This window comes from Deltaproteobacteria bacterium, assembly GCA_016874735.1.
Classification (GTDB): domain Bacteria; phylum Bdellovibrionota_B; class Oligoflexia; order Oligoflexales; family CAIYRB01; genus CAIYRB01.
The window spans coordinates 1-18407 of record VGTI01000043.1 but is presented as its reverse complement, the minus strand read 5'-3'; the positions used below and the strand labels follow the sequence as shown (position 1 = coordinate 18407).

At 53.9% G+C, this 18407-nt stretch carries 19 protein-coding genes; 9 read left to right on the top strand and 10 right to left on the bottom strand.

Features of this window, described 5'->3' with window-relative positions; all coding sequences use genetic code 11:
* Window positions 1–53 precede the first annotated feature (53 nt).
* A complete protein-coding gene (locus FJ146_14855; protein MBM4253247.1) occupies window positions 54–1355 on the top strand; it encodes an ATP-binding protein in 1302 nt (433 codons plus the stop codon).
* On the opposite strand, the gene FJ146_14850 is transcribed toward FJ146_14855, so the two are convergent.
* The 6 genes from FJ146_14850 to FJ146_14825 all read right to left on the bottom strand — a co-directional run bounded on the left by FJ146_14850 (window position 1352) and on the right by FJ146_14825 (window position 7811).
* Window positions 1352–3007 carry an alpha-amylase gene (locus FJ146_14850; protein MBM4253246.1) on the bottom strand — a complete coding sequence of 552 codons (1656 nt, stop codon included), beginning with the start codon at window positions 3005–3007 and terminating at the stop codon, window positions 1352–1354. The two genes, FJ146_14855 and FJ146_14850, sit on opposite strands and share 4 nt — an antisense overlap.
* 97 nt (window positions 3008–3104) lie before the next feature.
* Window positions 3105–4193: a hypothetical protein gene (locus FJ146_14845; GenBank protein MBM4253245.1), complete on the bottom strand. Its 1089-nt coding sequence runs from the start codon at window positions 4191–4193 to the stop codon at window positions 3105–3107.
* A gap of 107 nt (window positions 4194–4300) precedes the next feature.
* A complete protein-coding gene (locus FJ146_14840) occupies window positions 4301–5269 on the bottom strand; it encodes a hypothetical protein (protein MBM4253244.1) in 969 nt (322 codons plus the stop codon).
* Window positions 5266–5853: a 2OG-Fe(II) oxygenase gene (locus FJ146_14835; GenBank protein ID MBM4253243.1), complete on the bottom strand. Its 588-nt coding sequence runs from the start codon at window positions 5851–5853 to the stop codon at window positions 5266–5268. Before FJ146_14835 ends, FJ146_14840 begins: the two co-directional genes overlap by 4 nt.
* 15 nt (window positions 5854–5868) lie before the next feature.
* Entirely contained in the window at window positions 5869–6810 is a 942-nt protein-coding gene (locus tag FJ146_14830) for an SAM-dependent methyltransferase (protein ID MBM4253242.1), read from the bottom strand.
* 14 nt (window positions 6811–6824) lie between these two features.
* The gene (locus FJ146_14825; protein MBM4253241.1) at window positions 6825–7811 is read right to left on the bottom strand and encodes a GTPase Era; all 987 of its coding nucleotides are present in this window, start codon (window positions 7809–7811) and stop codon (window positions 6825–6827) included.
* Window positions 7812–8044: 233 nt separating this feature from the next.
* On the opposite strand from FJ146_14825, the gene FJ146_14820 reads away from it, so the two are divergent.
* Entirely contained in the window at window positions 8045–8329 is a 285-nt protein-coding gene (locus tag FJ146_14820) for a hypothetical protein (GenBank protein ID MBM4253240.1), read from the top strand.
* Window positions 8319–8612 carry a CopG family transcriptional regulator gene (locus tag FJ146_14815; protein MBM4253239.1) on the top strand — a complete coding sequence of 98 codons (294 nt, stop codon included), beginning with the start codon at window positions 8319–8321 and terminating at the stop codon, window positions 8610–8612. The genes FJ146_14820 and FJ146_14815 overlap by 11 nt, the downstream gene beginning before the upstream one ends.
* Here the strand turns inward: FJ146_14815 and FJ146_14810 are convergent.
* From FJ146_14810 to FJ146_14800, 3 genes are read right to left on the bottom strand one after another with little or no spacing between them, the layout of a single operon-like run.
* Window positions 8587–9282 carry a rhomboid family intramembrane serine protease gene (locus FJ146_14810; protein ID MBM4253238.1) on the bottom strand — a complete coding sequence of 232 codons (696 nt, stop codon included), beginning with the start codon at window positions 9280–9282 and terminating at the stop codon, window positions 8587–8589. The genes FJ146_14815 and FJ146_14810 overlap by 26 nt on opposite strands.
* Entirely contained in the window at window positions 9267–10007 is a 741-nt protein-coding gene (locus FJ146_14805; protein ID MBM4253237.1) for a serine/threonine protein kinase, read from the bottom strand. The genes FJ146_14810 and FJ146_14805 overlap by 16 nt, the downstream gene beginning before the upstream one ends.
* A gap of 4 nt (window positions 10008–10011) precedes the next feature.
* Complete coding sequence (locus FJ146_14800; GenBank protein MBM4253236.1) at window positions 10012–10998, bottom strand: SDR family oxidoreductase; 987 nt, start codon at window positions 10996–10998, stop codon at window positions 10012–10014.
* A gap of 95 nt (window positions 10999–11093) precedes the next feature.
* Between FJ146_14800 and sucC the strand changes: the two genes are divergently transcribed.
* The 5 genes from sucC (at window position 11094) to FJ146_14775 (ending at window position 15831) form a co-directional block, all read left to right on the top strand.
* Entirely contained in the window at window positions 11094–12260 is a 1167-nt protein-coding gene (gene sucC, locus FJ146_14795; GenBank protein ID MBM4253235.1) for an ADP-forming succinate--CoA ligase subunit beta, read from the top strand.
* Between the two features lie 44 nt (window positions 12261–12304).
* Window positions 12305–13174: a succinate--CoA ligase subunit alpha gene (gene sucD / locus FJ146_14790; protein MBM4253234.1), complete on the top strand. Its 870-nt coding sequence runs from the start codon at window positions 12305–12307 to the stop codon at window positions 13172–13174.
* A gap of 14 nt (window positions 13175–13188) precedes the next feature.
* A complete protein-coding gene (locus FJ146_14785) occupies window positions 13189–13503 on the top strand; it encodes a hypothetical protein (GenBank protein MBM4253233.1) in 315 nt (104 codons plus the stop codon).
* 2 nt (window positions 13504–13505) lie between these two features.
* Entirely contained in the window at window positions 13506–14465 is a 960-nt protein-coding gene (gene murB, locus FJ146_14780) for a UDP-N-acetylmuramate dehydrogenase (protein ID MBM4253232.1), read from the top strand.
* Window positions 14466–14547: 82 nt separating this feature from the next.
* Window positions 14548–15831: an ATP-binding protein gene (locus FJ146_14775; GenBank protein MBM4253231.1), complete on the top strand. Its 1284-nt coding sequence runs from the start codon at window positions 14548–14550 to the stop codon at window positions 15829–15831.
* Here the strand turns inward: FJ146_14775 and FJ146_14770 are convergent.
* Window positions 15828–16658 (bottom strand): hypothetical protein, encoded by an 831-nt coding sequence (locus FJ146_14770; protein MBM4253230.1) that lies wholly within the window; start codon window positions 16656–16658, stop codon window positions 15828–15830. The genes FJ146_14775 and FJ146_14770 overlap by 4 nt on opposite strands.
* 224 nt (window positions 16659–16882) lie before the next feature.
* Between FJ146_14770 and FJ146_14765 the strand changes: the two genes are divergently transcribed.
* On the top strand, window positions 16883–18407 hold a 1525-nt coding region (locus FJ146_14765; protein MBM4253229.1), incomplete at its 3' end, for a hypothetical protein.

Sequence of the window (18407 nt, the reverse complement as noted above, 5' to 3'; positions counted from 1 at the left end):
CAGAATACTGTCAACGCCCTGTTTTAAAAGATTTAATTGAGATTGGTGCGGATATGTATCGTGTCGTAGCAGCGGTGATCAACCAGTGGCTTAAATCCGGAACCAAGCCGTTGCTGATTATGGGCGCCAGACAGGTAGGCAAGACCTATACCGTCCAGAATACGCTCATGCCGCACTGCCGGAAGCTTCATATTTTTAATTTTGAGAAAAACCGTTCACTCGCCAGCCTTTTTCAAGAGACGTTGAATCCAAACGAATTGATTAAGAAGCTGGCATTATTCGCTAATCACGAAATTGATTTGCAAAACGATGTGATTTTTTTTGACGAGATCCAGGCCTGTGGTGAAGCGATTACGTCGCTGAAATATTTTAATGAGGACTTGCCACAGGCTAAGGTCGTTGCCACCGGTTCTTATATCGGACTTATGCAGAGTTTCCCAGTGGGCAAGGTTGAGACTTTAGAAATGTTTCCGATGACATTTGCTGAGTTTCTGTTTGCTATCGTCGGTGATAGTCCTATTGTGACAGCTTTTCGCAGGAGAGATATTTCACCCGCACTGTTTGGCCAAATTTGGCCGTTGCTACTCGAGTATTTCTATGTCGGCGGACTACCCGAAGTGGTGGCACTTTGGGCCAAAAAGCGTCAGTATTCACCTGTGGAGGGAGCTCAGGCAGTAAGAGTGCTACAAGAGCAACTTATTGATAGTTATCATCTCGATTTTGGTAAATATTCAGGCCGCAATGCGCCGCAAATTGTAGGTGTATTTCAAAATCTACCAAATCAACTAGCGCAGTTTATCGATGGGTCCGTGCAGAAGTTTAAATTTAAAAACGTACTGCCCAAAAAGAAATCCTACGCTGAGCTTGAAGGACCAATAGTGTGGCTTGAGCAAATGCGGATGATGCACCGTAGCTTTATTGTCAAAGATCCGACCGTTCCCTTAATTACTCATGAATCCCATTTTAAAGGCTATGTCTTCGACATGGGTATACTCTCAGCACAGCTTGGTATCTCACTTAATCAGCATTTGAACGCAAAATATGATTACAAAGGATACATTGCTGAGAATTTTGTGGCTAATGAGCTGAAGGCATTACCAGCACGAAAGTTGTACACTTGGCGCTCTGCCGGTGATGCCGAAATTGAGTTCCTTTTCCCTAGTGGCGGCGAATTTGCCACTCCGATCGAGGTTAAATCTGGCAAACGTACGCGGTCTAAAAGTCTAGACAACTTTCGTTTGCGCTATAAGCCAACTCGTTCCATCAAGCTGGTGGGCACTGCAGGCGGCATCCAAGGTGACTTGCTGACCTTGCCTTTGTACTATGCTGGCTTTCTTCCCGAATTCTTTCTTTAAAGCTCGACCACCACGCCCTCATTGGGACGCAGCGCTAATCTTTCAGAAACCTGCTCACCGACGCGACCATCCATGACGGAAGTGAGAGCCACCGTGCCACGAAGGTCACCAAGATCTAACGAAGCAGATGCCGCCGTGAAGTTAAGTGCGACGAGCACTTTCTTGGCGCCATCTTGACGCACGAAGGCAAAGACGCCCGCGGGTGCGGCAATCTGTTTATAGCTACCAACATTGAGCACCGTGTTAGATCGCCGTAGTTTAAGCAGTGCTTTGTAAAGAGACAGCACTGAGCTCGGGTCACTCGTCTGCGTGGCGACGTTGAGGGCGGCGTAATTTGGTTCGACTGGCAGCCAAGGTTCGACAGTACTGAAACCGCTATACGCAGTCGTGTCCCAGAGCATCGGTGTGCGTGACGGATCGCGACCGAAGCCCTTACCTGGTGCCTTGAGCTCGACGGGATCCCGTGCGCGTTCCGGCGGTATCACAACATTAGGAGCACCAAGCTCGTCAGCATAATAAAGCGTTGGTGTCCCACGCAGTGTGAGTAGCACCATCGCTGCGATGCGTACTTGACCAGTGGGTAGGCGTGAAGCGAGGCGTGGCTTGTCGTGATTGCTCAGGACATAATTGGGCCAGCCATGTGCCGGGAGCGCTGCCTCGTACTCGTTAACTTTTTTAGCTACAGCCTCAGCGGTCCATTGCGGCAACTCTAGTAATTGAAAGTTAAACGGCAGCTGCGCCTCGGGCGCGCTTCTCGTGCCGTAGTAGAGGGCTTGGCGATCGTAGGGCAGATAGGCCTCAGTGATTAAAACGCGGTCACCTGCGTACCGATCGACTAATTTGCGCATCGCGCGCACCACGTCGTGATTGCCGGGTTGGTCCGTGGTGTACGGATGGAACAACGAGTCGTACTCAGGTTTGGTGTCGTCGTAACTCGGGTTCAATGGCTCGTCGCGCAGTTCCTCGGTCTCGAAGGCATGATTAATCGCGTCGACGCGAAAACCGTCTACACCTCGATCTAGCCAAAACTTCATCGCTGCGAGCATCGCGCGCTGAACGTCGGGGTTACGCCAGTTGACATCAGGTTGTTCCGCCAAAAACTGATGGTAGTAATACTGACCGGTCACGGGATCGAGAGTCCAAGCCGAGCCACCGAAGACGCTTAGCCAGTTTGATGGCGGCTGATTACCGCCACGGCCGTCGCGCCAGATATACCAGTCGCGTTTGGGATTAGTGCGGGAGCTACGGGATTCTTTGAACCAAGGATGCTCGTCCGATGAGTGATTAGGGACGTAATCCATGATGATGCGCATCCCACGACCGTGTGCTGCAGCAACTAAACGGTCAAAGTCAGCGAGCGTGCCAAAGAGCGGATCGACGCCAGAAAAGTCAGCAATATCGTAGCCAAAGTCCTTCATCGGCGACGGATAAAAGGGTGATATCCACAGCGCATCCACACCCAAATCGGCCAGGTAATCAAGGCGCTCAGTGATCCCATTGAGATCGCCGACGCCGTCTCCGTTACTGTCCTGAAACGAACGTGGATAGATTTGGTATACGGTGCTCTTTTGCCACCACTTGGACTCAGCCCGGGCACTAGCCGCTAGAGCGAGGAAACTTGCTAGAATCAATGATGTATTTGTAAGGCGCATCAACGAAAAAGTCCTCCCCAAGGCGTAAGTCACGCACGTGTGGGGAGGTCTATACGCAACTATTTTTGGTTTATCTACCGAAATTCCGTCAAAAAATTCAGTTGGTGCCAGCGCCTGCCAGTACAGACCTAAGCCGCGCCGCATTGGAGCGGAAAAAGGCCCTGATTGCCGCAACAAAGATCCCAGCCATACCGCCTAGGATGGTGCCAAGGACCACCGCCACAAAGACGTTGTTAAGACCCTTACCGCTGACGGGCAAAGGTAGCGCCGACGCTTGCTTCAGCTCGGAGCCGGTGCTCAGTAATGGTAGCCGAGTAAGCGTCTCGACGCCCGAGCCGGTCTTAACCAACTTAAGCTGCTCCTGCGCCGCTGCGTAAGCTACCTGCGCCTCGGACTGCTGGTTAATCAGCTTAATCCGTAGAGGCTCTGTCGCAGGTACAGGACCGAGCAGGAAGGTAACGACGTCGCCAGTCTTGTCGGTCGCTAATGCGGCGCCGAGACCGGTGATGACGAACTCACTGTAGTCGCGTCCTAGGCCCGAGTGTTTGTTGTACAATTTCAATGCCTGGGTCTTGATGGAGCCGAGCTCCAGCTGCCGCAGGGCCACCTCTTCCTGAGCCTTTTCGTAGGGCTCTGCATACTTGAGGTTAAACGCTGCAATCGCCCGATTAAGTGCAATTGGTACCGACTTCTCTAGGGCAGCGGCCTCGCAGCCAGCCGAGCAGTCTAGGCTGATAAGCAGTTGCGTACCTTTGACTTCGATACCGCGCAAGGCACCACTGCCTGACTGCTGCTGACTGGCGAGGCGCTTTTGCTGCCCCTCGTTAAGGGTCGCGCCGATGATGGACGGATTCTCAAACAAAGCCTGGGCACCAGCCTCGGTCTTGAGGAACGCCGTCAAATTGGTCGCAATCAGCGCAGTCTGGAATCCCTCTGTGGCCGGACTGACCACTGCCGTCCACTGACCCGCGACGGCATCGGGAGCACCGACGGGCCTATGCTTAACGGCCCAAATCCCGCCGCCCAAAGCCAAACCAGTTAAGGTGCAGCTGACGATGGTTTTACGCCAGCGCCACATAAAGCCAATAATATCGATGAGGTCTATCTCATCCGCGTAGTCGGACCCGGCACCAAGTGTGCGCTCCGCCGTGAGCACAGGCTGGCCCGTTTGGTCTGCGGTGGTCATGATGGCTCTCCCCCCCGATTGGTGTCTGTCTGTCGCTCAATCTGTCTGTTTGTCGGGCTATTCTGCCACAATCAACGGTGAGGGCCAGACCAAATCTTATAACCGTGTCACCTTCTCACCTTCTTAGTGCAGGGAAATGTACGGATCCCCGCGATTGCAGAGCGTCCCATAGCCAGCACAGCCTCGCGCGTATTACCGCCGATGTGAGGCGTAGCGTAAAGGCGTGAGCATGCCGCTAACTCAGGAGATAGCTTGAATGGCTCCGATGGGTATACATCGACCGCAAGGCCACCGATGCGACCTCTCAGCAGTGCTTGGGTGGTGGCATCAAAATCAAGCACAGATCCCCTTGAGGTATTGACGATCAGTGCTGATTGCTTGACGCGGGCCAGCTCGCGCGCGCCAAACATACCGAGCGTTAATGCCGTGGCAGGCACGTGGAAAGTGATCATGTCGGCACTTGTGAGGAGGTCATCATAACTCACTTGTCTTGCGCCCACTTTAGCTGCCTCATGCGCCTTATCTAATATATCGTGACACACTACGTCGCTTCCGAAGGCCTTAAGCAGTAAGGCTAAATCAGAGCCAACATGCCCAAATCCGACGATACCGACGCGCAGATTAGAAAGCTGGCGCCCACCGTCTTTGACCCATTGACCGTGGCGCATGAGATCAATGCTCGCGGCAGCATTACGAAAATGACCTAGCGCAAATGCAAGAACGAGCTCAGACACAGCCCTCTTGTTAACGCCACCCGTCCAAGCCAGGGTGATATCTCGACATGATAGTTCAGCTTCGTCTATGTTGTCTAAGCCGACGCCGTATTTGGCGATAACCCTAAGATTCGGTGCAGCGTCAAGCACCGCGGCATCAACTAACTCAGTGCCGACGATGGCAGCATCGGGATTGGTGTCACGCCAAAAATGTATGAGCTCATCCCGCGTCATCACATGGCCGAGCGGGTTGAGAATCACTTCAACACCAAGCTCACGAAGTTCGCTCACGAGCATAGCGTTCTTGACGAAGCTCGCGGCAGAAACGGCCACGCGTGTAATATTTTTGATCGCGTCACTCACCTGAACCAACCTGTCATGCTCAGCCTATCCCTGGTCGTCGTCGCTACTTCATGCGGGATATCACGACTGAGAAAACAAGCCAAGGTGCCAGCACGCGGTTCCACTGTCGCCACCAGGCGCTCCGGCGCGTCGGCGGCATAAATACGTAGTTCACCACCGTCGCCGGGTTGCCAGTTGTCGTTGAGATAGACGATGCACGAGAGTATGCGCGTCGATTGACCTTGAAAGTTATCGACGTGCTTATCGTAGTGACCACTGGGTCCATAGTGGGTGAGGTGGGCCTCTAACTCACGTAGTCCCATGTAAAGCTCGCGGTTAAGCGTCTGCCGCAGGTCTTCAAGGCGTGCCAGGGCGATCCCCTGTGCCGGAGTTAGCGCGCCAGTGTCTAGCCAGTAAATGAGATCGGAGCGTACGGAGCTATTGAGTTGAAAGTCGTCGGCACGCCCAACACCAGAGGCACGCATCAGGCCAGCTGCTTTAAGTTGGTCAATGTCGGCCACCAGCCCCCGCCACTCAGTGTCGGACAGGAATCCCTCATACTTGGCCCAACCTTGGGCAGCCAAATCATCGGCGATCTTGATCATCTGCTAAATCGATCCTTATTTAAGGAGATCTTCGAGGATGATCCCGGTGTTGAGCAGAGCCGCCTTCATCTCCGAGAATTCAACGCCGGCGCTCTTTAAATACTGGCCTCGACGCTGACAAAGGAGGAGCCGGTTTTTCACAGTATGCGCCGCTGGTACAAATTCCGTGGCCGTCACTTCATAGCCGCGGCTGCGGAGTAAAAGCATCCGCATGGTATCGGTGAAATGTGCCGCCGTCTCGCGGCGGATGTTGGGCGTCTGAAAGATCGGGCTAAATGGATGCAAAGTCTTGGACTCCGCAAGATCCTTCCATTTGCGTGCAAGCTCGGCATGGCAGCACGGAGCAAAGGCCATAGCATCTGCCTTAGCGTGCACAGCAAAGGCCATCGCGTGATCAGTAGCTGTATCGCAGGCATGGAGTGAAATAACTAAGTGCGGTCTCGGCGCGGCAGATATCTCGCCGTCACTGGCAACTGGAAATAGCGCGCCGTAGATGTCATGCCACGGTCTATCCCCGACACGCGCCGCAGTAAAACGCAGCATATCGCCGAGCCCAAGGGCGACGGCTCGCTGCTGACTGGTCGCAATGACTTTGGCGTTAGCGTCGATCCCTATGATCTGCGCATCCTTATGCCACTTGTGGCGCAGTAGCCAGGCGAGCAAAAGGCTGAGATACGACGTACCGCAGCAGGCGTCGACGACGCGGACTTGTTGGTGACGGGCGACCAAGTCTTCGAGCACTGGCCGCAGCAAGGTGAGCATATGATTGATCTGCGAGAATTTACGCACCGCGTCAGCTGACATCGACGCGTCAGCGTTAAGTAGGCCGACTGCACGCAGTACCGGCGCACTCTCGCTCGGCCTAATCAACCAGTCTTTACCACCAGTGATCTTAGCCTCGCGCTCCTTGGTCCAGTGACGCGTAGCTTTGGCGGTGAATTCTGTGTCGGTTCCCATCGGCGCTGGTCATCCTAGTGCAGTGGCGACTCTGAGGCCTCTGGCTGCAAAAGCATGTCTTCACTGATGTTAGCAAGTTCAGCGATCAGACGCTGATCATCGATCCAACCCTCAGCCACACCGACGTTGAGGTCGAGGTACACTTTTTGATCAAAGTGCTGCTGGAGAGATTCTCGCGCCGCGGAACCAATCGCCTTGATCCGACTGCCACCCTTGCCGAGGATTATCGGCTTATGGCTCTTTTGACTGAGAAGCACCTTGGCCTCGACAACCACGATCTCGGGCTTCATCTCAACGCGTAGCACTTTAACCGCCGTACCGTAGGGGATCTCCTGACCAATCTGGCGGAAGATCTGCTCACGGATAAGCTCCGCGCAGATAAAGTTACGCGGCATGTCGGTTAGGTCGTCAGCGGCAAATAGCCATGGTCCTTCGGGGAGTTGATCGGCCATGAATTCGCGTAGTTCAGCAACGTCCTCTGGACGCTTGCCGGAAAGTGGCACGGGATCCGGTTGTAGAAGGCGGCTTAGGTGCGGCGCCATCTCTTCCGTAGCGAAGAAGGCCTCCATACGTAGGCTGATGCCAGCAAGTCCTGAGGCGCGCTCGGCTTTTTGAATGGCGTCAGCCTTGGCGGCAAGAATCAGCACAGGTGCTTTGCTGCTGTTTAGGATGCGACCGAGAAATTTTTCATCCTCAGGACTAAACCCAACCATGATGTCGACAAGGTACACAATGAGATCGGCTTCGCTCGCTACCTGCAGAGCGACCCGGTTCATCACTGTGTTGATCAAGTTGCGACCGCGGTCTTTGTGTAACCCGGGCGTATCGAGAAATAGAATCTGCGCCTCTTCGTGCTGCGCAATCCCAAGAATGCGGTTACGCGTCGTCTGTGGCTTGCGACTAACAACGGCCAGTTTATCCCCGACGAGAGCGTTGAGGAGGGTGCTCTTACCGGCATTGGGGCGACCCAGGAGTGCGACGTAGCCACAGCGTTGTGTCATGATAGTCTTCTTTTGCAATAATATCAGGTGGTTGTGTTCTGGGGCTTAAGATGGGTACGGGCCCCTGATGGGGGCTTGGATATTATAGATTCTATTAAAAATCAATAGAAACTATGGTCCTTACTGTGCGGTTTGGGGATCTGCTTCTTATTCTTGGGCGAGATATGTGTCTTAAAGAATTATTATGGATATACCGATATGGTATTTGGTAGGTATACAATGGAGGCTGTGGCGTGCCGCAATTCGAGTGGGATGAGCCCAAAAGCGTAAGGAATAAATCCGACCCAGAGCGGTTGATGGGTTTTAATGAGGCTGCGAAGCTTTGGGATGTGGACGGGGTTGAAGCTAAATTAAATGTTAATTCGGGTGAGCAGGTTTACCTTCGAGCGGGTGAAATAAACGGTCGAGTGTGGGGAGCAATGTATGTAATTCGTACAAGAGGTGACGGGTCTCGTGTCATCAGGATTCTTTCATTTCGACGGCTGAATGAACGCGAAAGGAGCAAATATGGCCTCTAAAAAAAAATCAAGTACGAAGAAGTCCAATGTAAAAGCTGAAGGTATTTCATCGGATCGCCTTGCTGCTTTATTCGATAGCGGTGAGGATATCAGCGAATTCATGAGCGAGGAGAATGCTGTCTTTAAAGTAAATGTCGACTTTCCAATTTGGATGGTTCGCGCCTTGGATTTCGAGGCAAACAAATTGCAGATCCCTCGTCAAGCTGTGATCAAAAATTGGATTAATGACAGACTGAAAAAAGAGGCTGAAGACAGGGTCAAAGGGATCTCTGCAGTCGGATGATACTTTTGCACCAAACTCCCAGAATCCCAAATCCTACGCCTAACAAAAATCCCGCAAGATGTGCCGTGTAGCTCGTCTCCTCCCTAAAGGTCGTGGGGAACAGTAGCAGTAGCGACACTCCCACCGCGCGCAGCAGGCGCACGCCCCAGGGCAGTGTGTCCTCGTACTTCACGTACAGGACTAGCCACATGGCGACCATCCCGTAGAGCATGCCGGATGCTCCGATGAGCTCCGTATCAGGGGAATACGAGTAAACCGTAATCAGATTACTCAGGGCGCCGATCACCACAGCAATCACTGGGAAAGCGATCCAGCCGAAAAAGGCACGAAGATACCAACCAAAGATGAGAAAAAGGGGCGCATTGGCGAGGAGATGGCCGACGTCAGAATGCACGCAGAGCGCCGTGATGAGACGCCAATACTCGTGCTGGCCGAGGACCCTAGCGTTACTAGCCCAGAGGCCATCAGCATCAGGCACCAGCCAATCGTGCAAACTAAGGATCAAAAATAGCCCAAATGCGATGAGCGCCGGCTTGAGCGCGGCCAGGCTAGGCCTCTGATTTAAACGGCTGAGCGGCTTGGGGGACGACGGCAGGAAGTCTTCCGGCGACGGCACGTAATCGCCGCCTAACTCGCCCTCGACCGGCTCCTCCGTCAAATGCTCTCCCACTGCAGCGTCTCAAGGTGCTCACGCAGCATCGTGATGGTGCGGAACTTCTTTAAGATTAGGGAGCGCTTAAGCCCAAGTATGATCGCCTTGATCTCGGGCGGATGCCGTTGATAACGCGCCTTGCCACCAGTAATCTCGTAGAGGATCCGCACCACATCGTACACGTCATCGCGGATGTTGAGTGGACTAGGTGCTCCCCAGTGAAAGAAGTCGAGCAGCTTAACATCAAAACTGAGACCGCGGCGCCTGATGATCACATTACCGGGATGCAAATCCCCGTGATAATCCTGCAAACGGTGTATCGCCTCTAACGCCACCGTCAAGCTGTGGAGCACATGCAGGGCCTGAAATGAGTCGAGCCGCTTACCCGGCTGGTGTCGCACAAAATCCTGCAGTACCTCGCCCTCGACATAGTCCGACACCAAGAATGAGATGTCGTGACCGCCGTAGTGGATGATCTCCTGCGTGTGGTACTGGATCAACGCCGGACAGTCGCGCAGCTTGTGCAGCTTCTTGGCGTAGAAGTTGATAGTCTTATTGCGCTTGTTGCGCTCGGGGTAGAAGAACTTAGCAGCGCGCTCAATACCCGTCGCATTCTCCTTAAGCAGGTAGACCTCACCCTCCCAGCCCGAGCCCAGGCGTGACATGACCTCGTACTTTTTGGCCAGCACATGACCGGCCGGAAAGTCGAAGGTCTCTATCGATGACTTGTCAGCGCGCGCCATCTAGTCACCCGAGATGCTTAGTCGCTGCGTGTTGAGCCAATGACGCACGGAAGTAATCGATCGTGCGACTGATGCCCTGCGCCAGCGGAATGGTCGGCTCCCACCCCTTGAGCACGGCCTTAGTCTTGCTTAGGTTAGGACGCCGGCACTTAGGGTCGTCACTCGGCAGCGGTAGGTAAGCGATCTTAGATTTGCCGCCGACTTGCTTCAGCACCTCTTCGGCCAGCTCACGCACCGTGAACTCGCCGTCGTTGCCAAGGTTGATTGGTCCAGTCTCGCCCGTGCTAGCAGCGAACCGGATAATGCCGTCCACCAGATTGTCGACGAAACAGAAGGACCGCGTCTGGCTGCCGTCGCCGTAAATCGTTAAGTCCTCACCTCGGAGAGCTTGCACAATAAAATTACTCACCACACGGCCATCATCAGCTGCCATCCGGGGACCGTAGGTGTTGAAGATACGGATGACGCGGATATCGACACCGTGCTGCCGATGGTAGTCAAAGCACAAGGTCTCGGCCGCGCGCTTGCCCTCGTCGTAACAGCTGCGTATGCCGATCGGGTTCACGTTGCCCCAGTAGGCCTCCGTCTGCGGGTGCTGCAGCGGATCGCCGTAGACCTCCGACGTGCTGGCCTGCATAAACCGCGCTCCAACACGGCGTGCAAGGCCCAGGAGGTTCATCGTCCCCAAGACGCTGGTCTTCAGCGTTTTAATCGGATTCTCCTGGTAATGTACGGGGCTAGCCGGACAGGCGAAGTTGAGGATCAAATCGACCTCAGCCAGGTACGGCTCAACTATGTCGTGACGGACCAGCTCAAAGCGCGGGTGCCCCATGAGGTGGTGCACATTGTCCTTGGTGCCGGTGTGAAAGTTATCCAAGCAGATCACGTCCCAGCCGGCTGCGAGGTAACGGTCACAAAGGTGGCTGCCAATAAAGCCAGCGCCACCGGCAATCAGAACGCGGGGTGTACGAAGTCGATTTGAACGGGTCATGATAAAGTCCGATGCTGCAAAGGATCCTAATAATATGCTAGCCTTGGTCCCATTGCACGAAAATTCTGCGGTTTTAGGCGAAGGGGACGCACTGCATGAACATCCATGAATACCAAGCAAAGAGCTTGTTCGCACAAAACGGCGTGCCGGTGCCTGAGGGCTACCTAGCGCATAACCCGACCGAGGCTGAATTCGCCATGCGCCGTCTCGGCGTCAAAGTGGCCGTGGTCAAGGCCCAAGTTCACGCGGGTGGCCGCGGCAAGGCCGGCGGTGTTAAGTTGGTTAAATCACCGGAAGAGTGCGGCGAAGTCACAGCCAAGATGATCGGCATGCGACTCGTCACCCCGCAAACCGGTGCCGAGGGCAAAATCGTACATAAAGTCTACGTCGAGGCAGGCAGCGACATCGACAAGGAGTACTACCTGTCGATGCTCGTCGATCGCGAGTCGGCGTCGGTAGCCATCATGTTCTCCACTGAGGGCGGGATGGACATCGAGGAAGTCGCAGCGAAACATCCGGAGAAGATCGTCACCGTGCGTGTCGATCCGACGGTGGGCCTGAAGCCCTTCCACCTGCGCACGCTGTCCTACGCGATGCGGCTATCGCCCGAAGTTAGTAAAGAGCTGCACAACTTTGTCGACAAGCTCTACAAGATGTTCATCAAGTACGACTACTCACTCCTTGAAATCAACCCCCTGGTGGTGACTAAGCAGGGCAAGATGCTGGCACTCGACGGCAAGATGAACTTCGATGATAACGCCCTCTACCGTCATAAAGACATTGAGGCGATGCGCGACTTTTCGGAAGAGGACCCGCGTGAAGTGGCGGCCTCCAAATACGGCCTCAACTACATCGGCCTTGACGGCAACATCGGCTGTCTTGTTAACGGCGCCGGTCTAGCGATGGCGACCATGGACATCATCAAGCTCAACGGCGGTAGCCCGGCCAACTTCCTCGACGTCGGTGGTGGTGCCACCAAAGAAATGGTGACCAACGCCTTCAAGATCCTGCTGTCAGACAGCAAGGTGAAGGCTCTGTTCGTCAACATTTTCGGCGGCATCATGCGCTGTGACGTGATCGCCGACGGCGTCATCGCTGCGGCCCGTGACATTGGCGTCAAGGTCCCCGTGGTGGTCCGTCTCGAAGGCACTAACGTTGAGCTCGGTCGTAAGATGCTCGAGGAGTCGGGACTAAGGCTGACCGCGGCAACAGATATGAACGACGGTGCACGCAAAGTGGTCGAAGCAGCTCGCAAAGGCTAAAGCAGCGGATCTACCTGCCTCGTGGCAGCAAAGGAGAAGACACAGTGGCTATCTTAGTCAACAAACATACGCGCGTTATCACTCAAGGCATCACCGGCAAGTCCGGTGAGTTCCACACCAAGTTATCCCATGAATATGCACCGCGCTTTGTCGGCGGTGTGACCCCGGGCAAGGGCGGTAGCACACATATTGGTCTCCCCGTGTTCGACACAGTGGCTGAGGCTAGGGAGAAGACCGGCGCCAACGCCTCGATGATCTTCGTACCACCGCCGTTTGCAGCTGATGCCATTCTGGAGGCGATCGCGGCAGAAATCGAACTGATCGTCGCCATCACCGAGGGTATCCCGGTCATGGATATGGTGCCGGTGCGCAAAGCTCTAGACCGTTCGAAATCGCGCCTTATCGGACCTAACTGCCCGGGCATTATCACGCCAGATGAATGTAAAATCGGCATCATGCCGGGCTACATCCATAAGCGTGGCAAAGTCGGTATCGTCTCCAAGTCCGGCACTCTGACTTACGAAGCTGTGCATCAAACCACAACGCTTGGTCTAGGCCAGACGACGTGTATCGGTATCGGTGGTGACCCCATCAACGGCACCAACTTTATCGAAGTGCTGCAGATGTTCGAAGAGGACCCGGAGACCAAGGGCATCATCATGATCGGTGAGATCGGTGGTGACCTCGAGATCAAAGCGGCCCAGTTCATCAAGGAAAACGTCAAAAAACCAGTCGCAGGCTTTATCGCAGGGCAGACAGCCCCTGCCGGCAAGCGCATGGGTCACGCTGGAGCCATCATCTCGGGCGGTCACGGTACCGCGGCTGAGAAGATGGAAGCGCTGCGCGAAGCTGGCGTGTCCGTGGTGGATTCCCCGGCTGATATGGCGGCAGTGTTGGCTAAACGTTTGCGCTGAGTTAGGCGACTCTTATGTTGGGAATTCGCCGCTATCACGGCGCTTCGATCGATCTTTGGCAAGGGGACAGCCGCTCTTTTGTCCGTGACTACACGGCAAGAGCGACCCTTGCCAGTTTGGCTGAGGCTGACCAGCTTGGTCACCGGCATGTAGTGATCGAGGGTGAGAGCGGAGGAGCGTCCGAGGCGCTTGCGACGGTGAAAGCTTTTCTCACGTCGTCAAGGCCGACGCCGGCGGTGAAGCGCATCACATTCGTGCTGACTGATGCCGTAACGTACAACGCCTATCAACGAGATCTGTTTAGTCTCTTCCCCGACGAAGACCACTAATTATGCCGACTCTTAAGCAAGTGCTGCTCAAGGACTTTGCCTACTACAAGACCGGTGGCCCAGCAGATGTGCTGTACCAACCGCAGGATGCAGCGGAATTGGCAGCGCAGCTTAGCGAGGCGCAGACGACGGGGCTCCCCCTTATTGTGCTCGGTGCAGGCACCAACTCGCTCGTCATGGACGAGCCCTTTGCTGGTGCAGTTGTCGTCTTGACTGCGGTTAGCGACATCAAGGTTGTGGGCGATAAGATTATTGCGGGCGCAGGGGTTGAAAACACCGCCATAGCTAAGCTCGCGTTGAAGCATGGTCTTGCCGGTGCCGCCTGGATGAACCGTCTCCCCGGTCAGATTGGTGGGACCGTACGCATGAACGCGCGGTGCTACGGTGGTGAGATCAGCCAGATCGCCACTAAAGTCATTACAGTGACGCGAAGTGGCGAGCGGCGCGAGTACGCTGATCCCAAGATGTTTCGCGGTTATAAAGATACCGTGTTTATGGAGAACGGCGACATCATCATCGGTGTCGAGCTTCAGCTCAAAGCCGGAGACGCCAAAGACATCGCGCGCGTGATGCGTCACTGCGAGGACGACCGCCAGAGCAAGGGCCAGTTCGACTTCCCGTCGTGCGGTTGTGTCTTTAAAAACGATTACACGGTGGGAATTCCCAGCGGCATGCTGCTCGCTGCTGCAGGAGCAAAAGGCCGCCGCCAAGGTGGTGCGGTCGTCAGTCATCACCATGCAAACTTTGTCTATAACCAGGGCGCCAGTAGCCGCGACATTCTAGAGCTCACGCTCGCGATGCGTGACCTCGTCTACGCGGAGTTTGGTGTTTGGATGAGCTACGAGATGGAAATCCTCGGCACATTGCCAAAGGACTTGGCCACAGCATTGGCTATCGCGAAGCCGCAGCAGCTAAAAGCAGAGCGGTTAGAGCCTCTCAAAAAGCGTTTGGCGGGGCGGTGACGCGGCGGAAGCTGGTTGACGCCCGGACGGATGATGGCTGACAATAATTATTGTTACTGATAATAATTATTGGGGACCATAAATGACTTTTATCAATAGAGTCAGTGAGTTGAAAATCTTAGGGGCTCGGCCGAGTGGGCTTTCGGTCATTTACGGGCGTCGCCGCGTCGGTAAAACGGCCCTGGTCAAAGAATTTGCACGACGTCAAAAGTCTCCGGACAGCGTCTACTATAGTCAGGCCATCGAAGGGACCGAAGCACTGCAGATTGCGCAGCTCACTGAGGATTTGACTGGTCTCCTACCGTCAGTACCTGTATCTAGCTGGTCCGAGTTGCTTGCCCTACTGAAAACAGTTAGCACGAAGTGCACGCTCATCATCGATGAGTTTCCCTATTTGTTGCGCTCGAATTCGTCCCTACCATCAAGGTTACAAAAATGGATTGATCATGATCGTCCAAAGAATTTTCAGCTAATCTTACTTGGTTCATCGCAGACTATGATGCACGACATCTTTCTCAACGCGCAGTCTCCGCTCTTTGAGCGGGCTGGGGAGGTGATGCACGTCCAGCCGATGCAGTACCGCTATTTCTGTCAGAAGCTCGGACTAAATCCCGACTCTTTGGATACTTATCTGCGATTTGCTATGGTCGGTGGCATCCCAAAATACTGGGAATTTATCGACAAAAAAGCGAATATCATAGAGCTTGCGGATCGCCTTTACTTCGAGGTTGGGTCGCGACTAGAGTACGAACCCGAACGCCTCCTCAAAGATGAGAACATCGTCGGCGATCAGGCCAAATCCATACTCGAGTTGGTTGGACGCGGCGTCAATCGACCATCGGAAATAGCATCGCGCATGGGTGTTAAACAAACTTCTCTGTCAGGGCCACTCCAGCTGCTGCGCGATGCATCTCTTATCAAGCGTGAAATTCCGTTTGGCGAATCGGCAAGGACTACGAAGAGATCTCTATATAAATTGCATGATCACTGCTTGGCCTTCTGGTTTGGTTGTTATTCTCCGCATCGGTCACGCTGGGAACTCTACACGGCGGCTGACAAGCGGAGGATCATCAGCGACCATGCCTCGAGAATGTTTGAGTCAGACATTGTTGCCTTATTCCCACATGCATCGCGATATTGGGAGCCTGGTCTTGAGTTTGATGGTGTCCGCTACGCCTCGGCAAATGGTCAGGAAATTATTGTCAGTGAAATTAAAATGACTAAGTTGACTGCTAGGGATAGAGATGCGATCGCGAAGGCTACAGAGGAGAAATTCCTGAGGTCGCAACTTAGCAAAAAATTTAAGGCCAAAATCGAAGTGATTGACCTGGCGGCGGGACTCGCAGCGATGGCAAAGAGCGACTAGAACCGATATTCAATACCGAAGCGGATACTCGTTGCTTGTGCATCTTGGTCTATAAGCTCTTTCGCCGAGATCCTGCTCGCATCTGTAGTTGTAGTTGTGTTGTCCATCGTTGATGCTCTTGAGCGCGAGGTGGCGATCAGGGTTCTGGTACCCATTTCGGTCGCATATTCACCAAACAGCGCAAATGTATACACATGATGCTCAGTGGCGACGACAGGGAAGTTGGGGTCATGGTTGAGGCGCAGGATCCTGATCGGGCTCATAGAGAATCCTATGCTAATGAAGTTTGCATTCACCTCAAAAGTATCGATGTGCTGGCCCTTGATAGACCGTGCGGGTGAGACGTTACCTAATGTGGCTGCATCACTACGCAGTGAGTTTTCCTCCTCACCCATCAGCATGCCGACCCGTAGATACGGCTGCACGTAGTGGCTCGGATACCACAAAGTTAGGTGGGGACCATAGAGCAAGCCTGATAGGGAGCCACTCCCCGATACGCCGAAAAACTTGAGGGAGTCACCGAGGTCATCTTCAGCTATAGCCGTGGCAACTGAGCCAGTATTGAGCGCGTAATACGTGGTCATCAGGCCAAAAGATGCAGGGATTTTGTGCCATGGCTTATAACCGAAAATCACACCGTATTCCTGACCGTTTACTATTTTAGTGGAGTTTGAACCATCGCTCAGGTTGTAGACGACAGAGGTGCTCTTGCTTGACGAGAAAACAGAAAAAATAGCCTCAGCGTAGCTTGGGCATGAATAACTCCATGCCGCTACGGCGACTACCGCGCCAGCGGTAAATTGACGAAATCTTGTGCTTAAGATCACTCCATTGATCCAAATACCAAATGTTTACCTGTGACTATATTTTGGTATCGGTCAGACACGTGCAGTCCTTTAGGCATCTTTGCGGCCCCACATGATTCTATTTCTCTCAGGAAGTTCGGAAAGTTAGATCCTAAAGGAGGAATTAGTTCTGCCGATAAACGAGACATAAAAATATGCACAGCGATTTGATGCTGCAAAAGGTGTCCTGAGACGTGAAGGGCTGGATGACAAAATTAGGTGTGCGTCAGGATTTTCGTTCGCTACTAGCAACGGGACTCATGATTGCGCTCGGCCTTTTGACTTTTACATGTACCAAAAAAAGATCGCCGCTGCAGGTCGATGACGGCAACGATACGACGGAAGACACTTACGACCAATACGGCCAAGATCCAGCAGCCAGATTATCGACGTTAGCGGAGCGGTTGATCAAAGACATGGTGATGGCAGTGGGGCCATCTGGCGAGCATGCGGATCAAAATAGTCTGAGTGAATCTGATGCCATGGTGGTGAGCAAAGCAGCGACCGATGCTGTAATAGCTGCCGGCGTAAGCACATCGACAGATGCTACCAAACTGGTAGGTGTCATCATCTACGGTGCAGCAAGTGCTCTGCCGGTCGCGCCCATCAGCATCAACGATCACGGCCGTGTCAGCGCCCTGACAGGGCTCATGGCAAGCGGACTCTTTGCAAGTCTAAAGGATCTTGATGCCGCCAATCTACCGCAAGGTTCCGCGACAGTAGGTATGACAGCTAAGGCCACCGCCCATACGGCCATAGCCAACGGCGCTGTCAGATCCCTGGCTAATTCTGTGATTCCAGTCAGTGACATGGCGCACGTCATCGATGATGTCTCACAGTCTATAGTCGCTCAAGTGGGGGAAACCGGATCTAACGAAGCGACCATCCTTCAATACGACCTACCGGCCATTGCTGCAGGTATCACGACTGGAGTTGCAGCTCTCCCTGCTGGTGCAGGTGACAAGCGCTCGTTAATACGCAGCGCATCTGAGGGTGCCGTCAGGGGCCTTGGCTCTATCGCAGCATTATTGCCTAGCAACGGAAGTATCGGACGAGCCATCACAGTGCTCGTCTCGTCGATGACGGAAAACCTCGATGTCTTCTCCATTGAATCAGATAGCATCCGTTTTTTCGCGGCTGAAGTGACGTCCGGTGCGGAGGCTGCTGTTGATAGTGTGGTGACGGCCTACGCCGGCAGCTCAGTGTCACGCAGCGATCTTGTGCTAGCAACAACTAACGGATCATTCGAGGGTCTCAATATCGTCGCCAGTAAAGTTGCGGCTGTGGCGTCGCGCGCCGTTAGCCCAAGCATCGCATCGACGTTGCCATCTACTCCAGCCCCTGCTGCAAGCAGTGTACAGTCGCCTGGTGGTTCTAATGCAGGAGCAACTCTCAACCTTAGTGGTATCTCCATCGATGCTAACGGTAATTTTGGCATCGGCACGGAAACACCGGCAGCTAGATTGCATGTCAGTGGTTCGGCCGGGACAGATGGGATTATGTTCCCCGATGGCACGGTACAAAGAACTGCTGCTATTGGGGCGGGATCCTCGCAGTGGACTACTGCCGGGAGCAACATCTATTTCAATGCGGGGAATGTGGGCATTGGGACGACGGCGCCGGCAAGCACACTCGAAGTGACCGGTAACATCATGATGTCACAAGGCGCTAATCGAACGATTAGTGTCGCAACTACTACGAGCAACACAGCTGGCAACAGTCTAACCATCA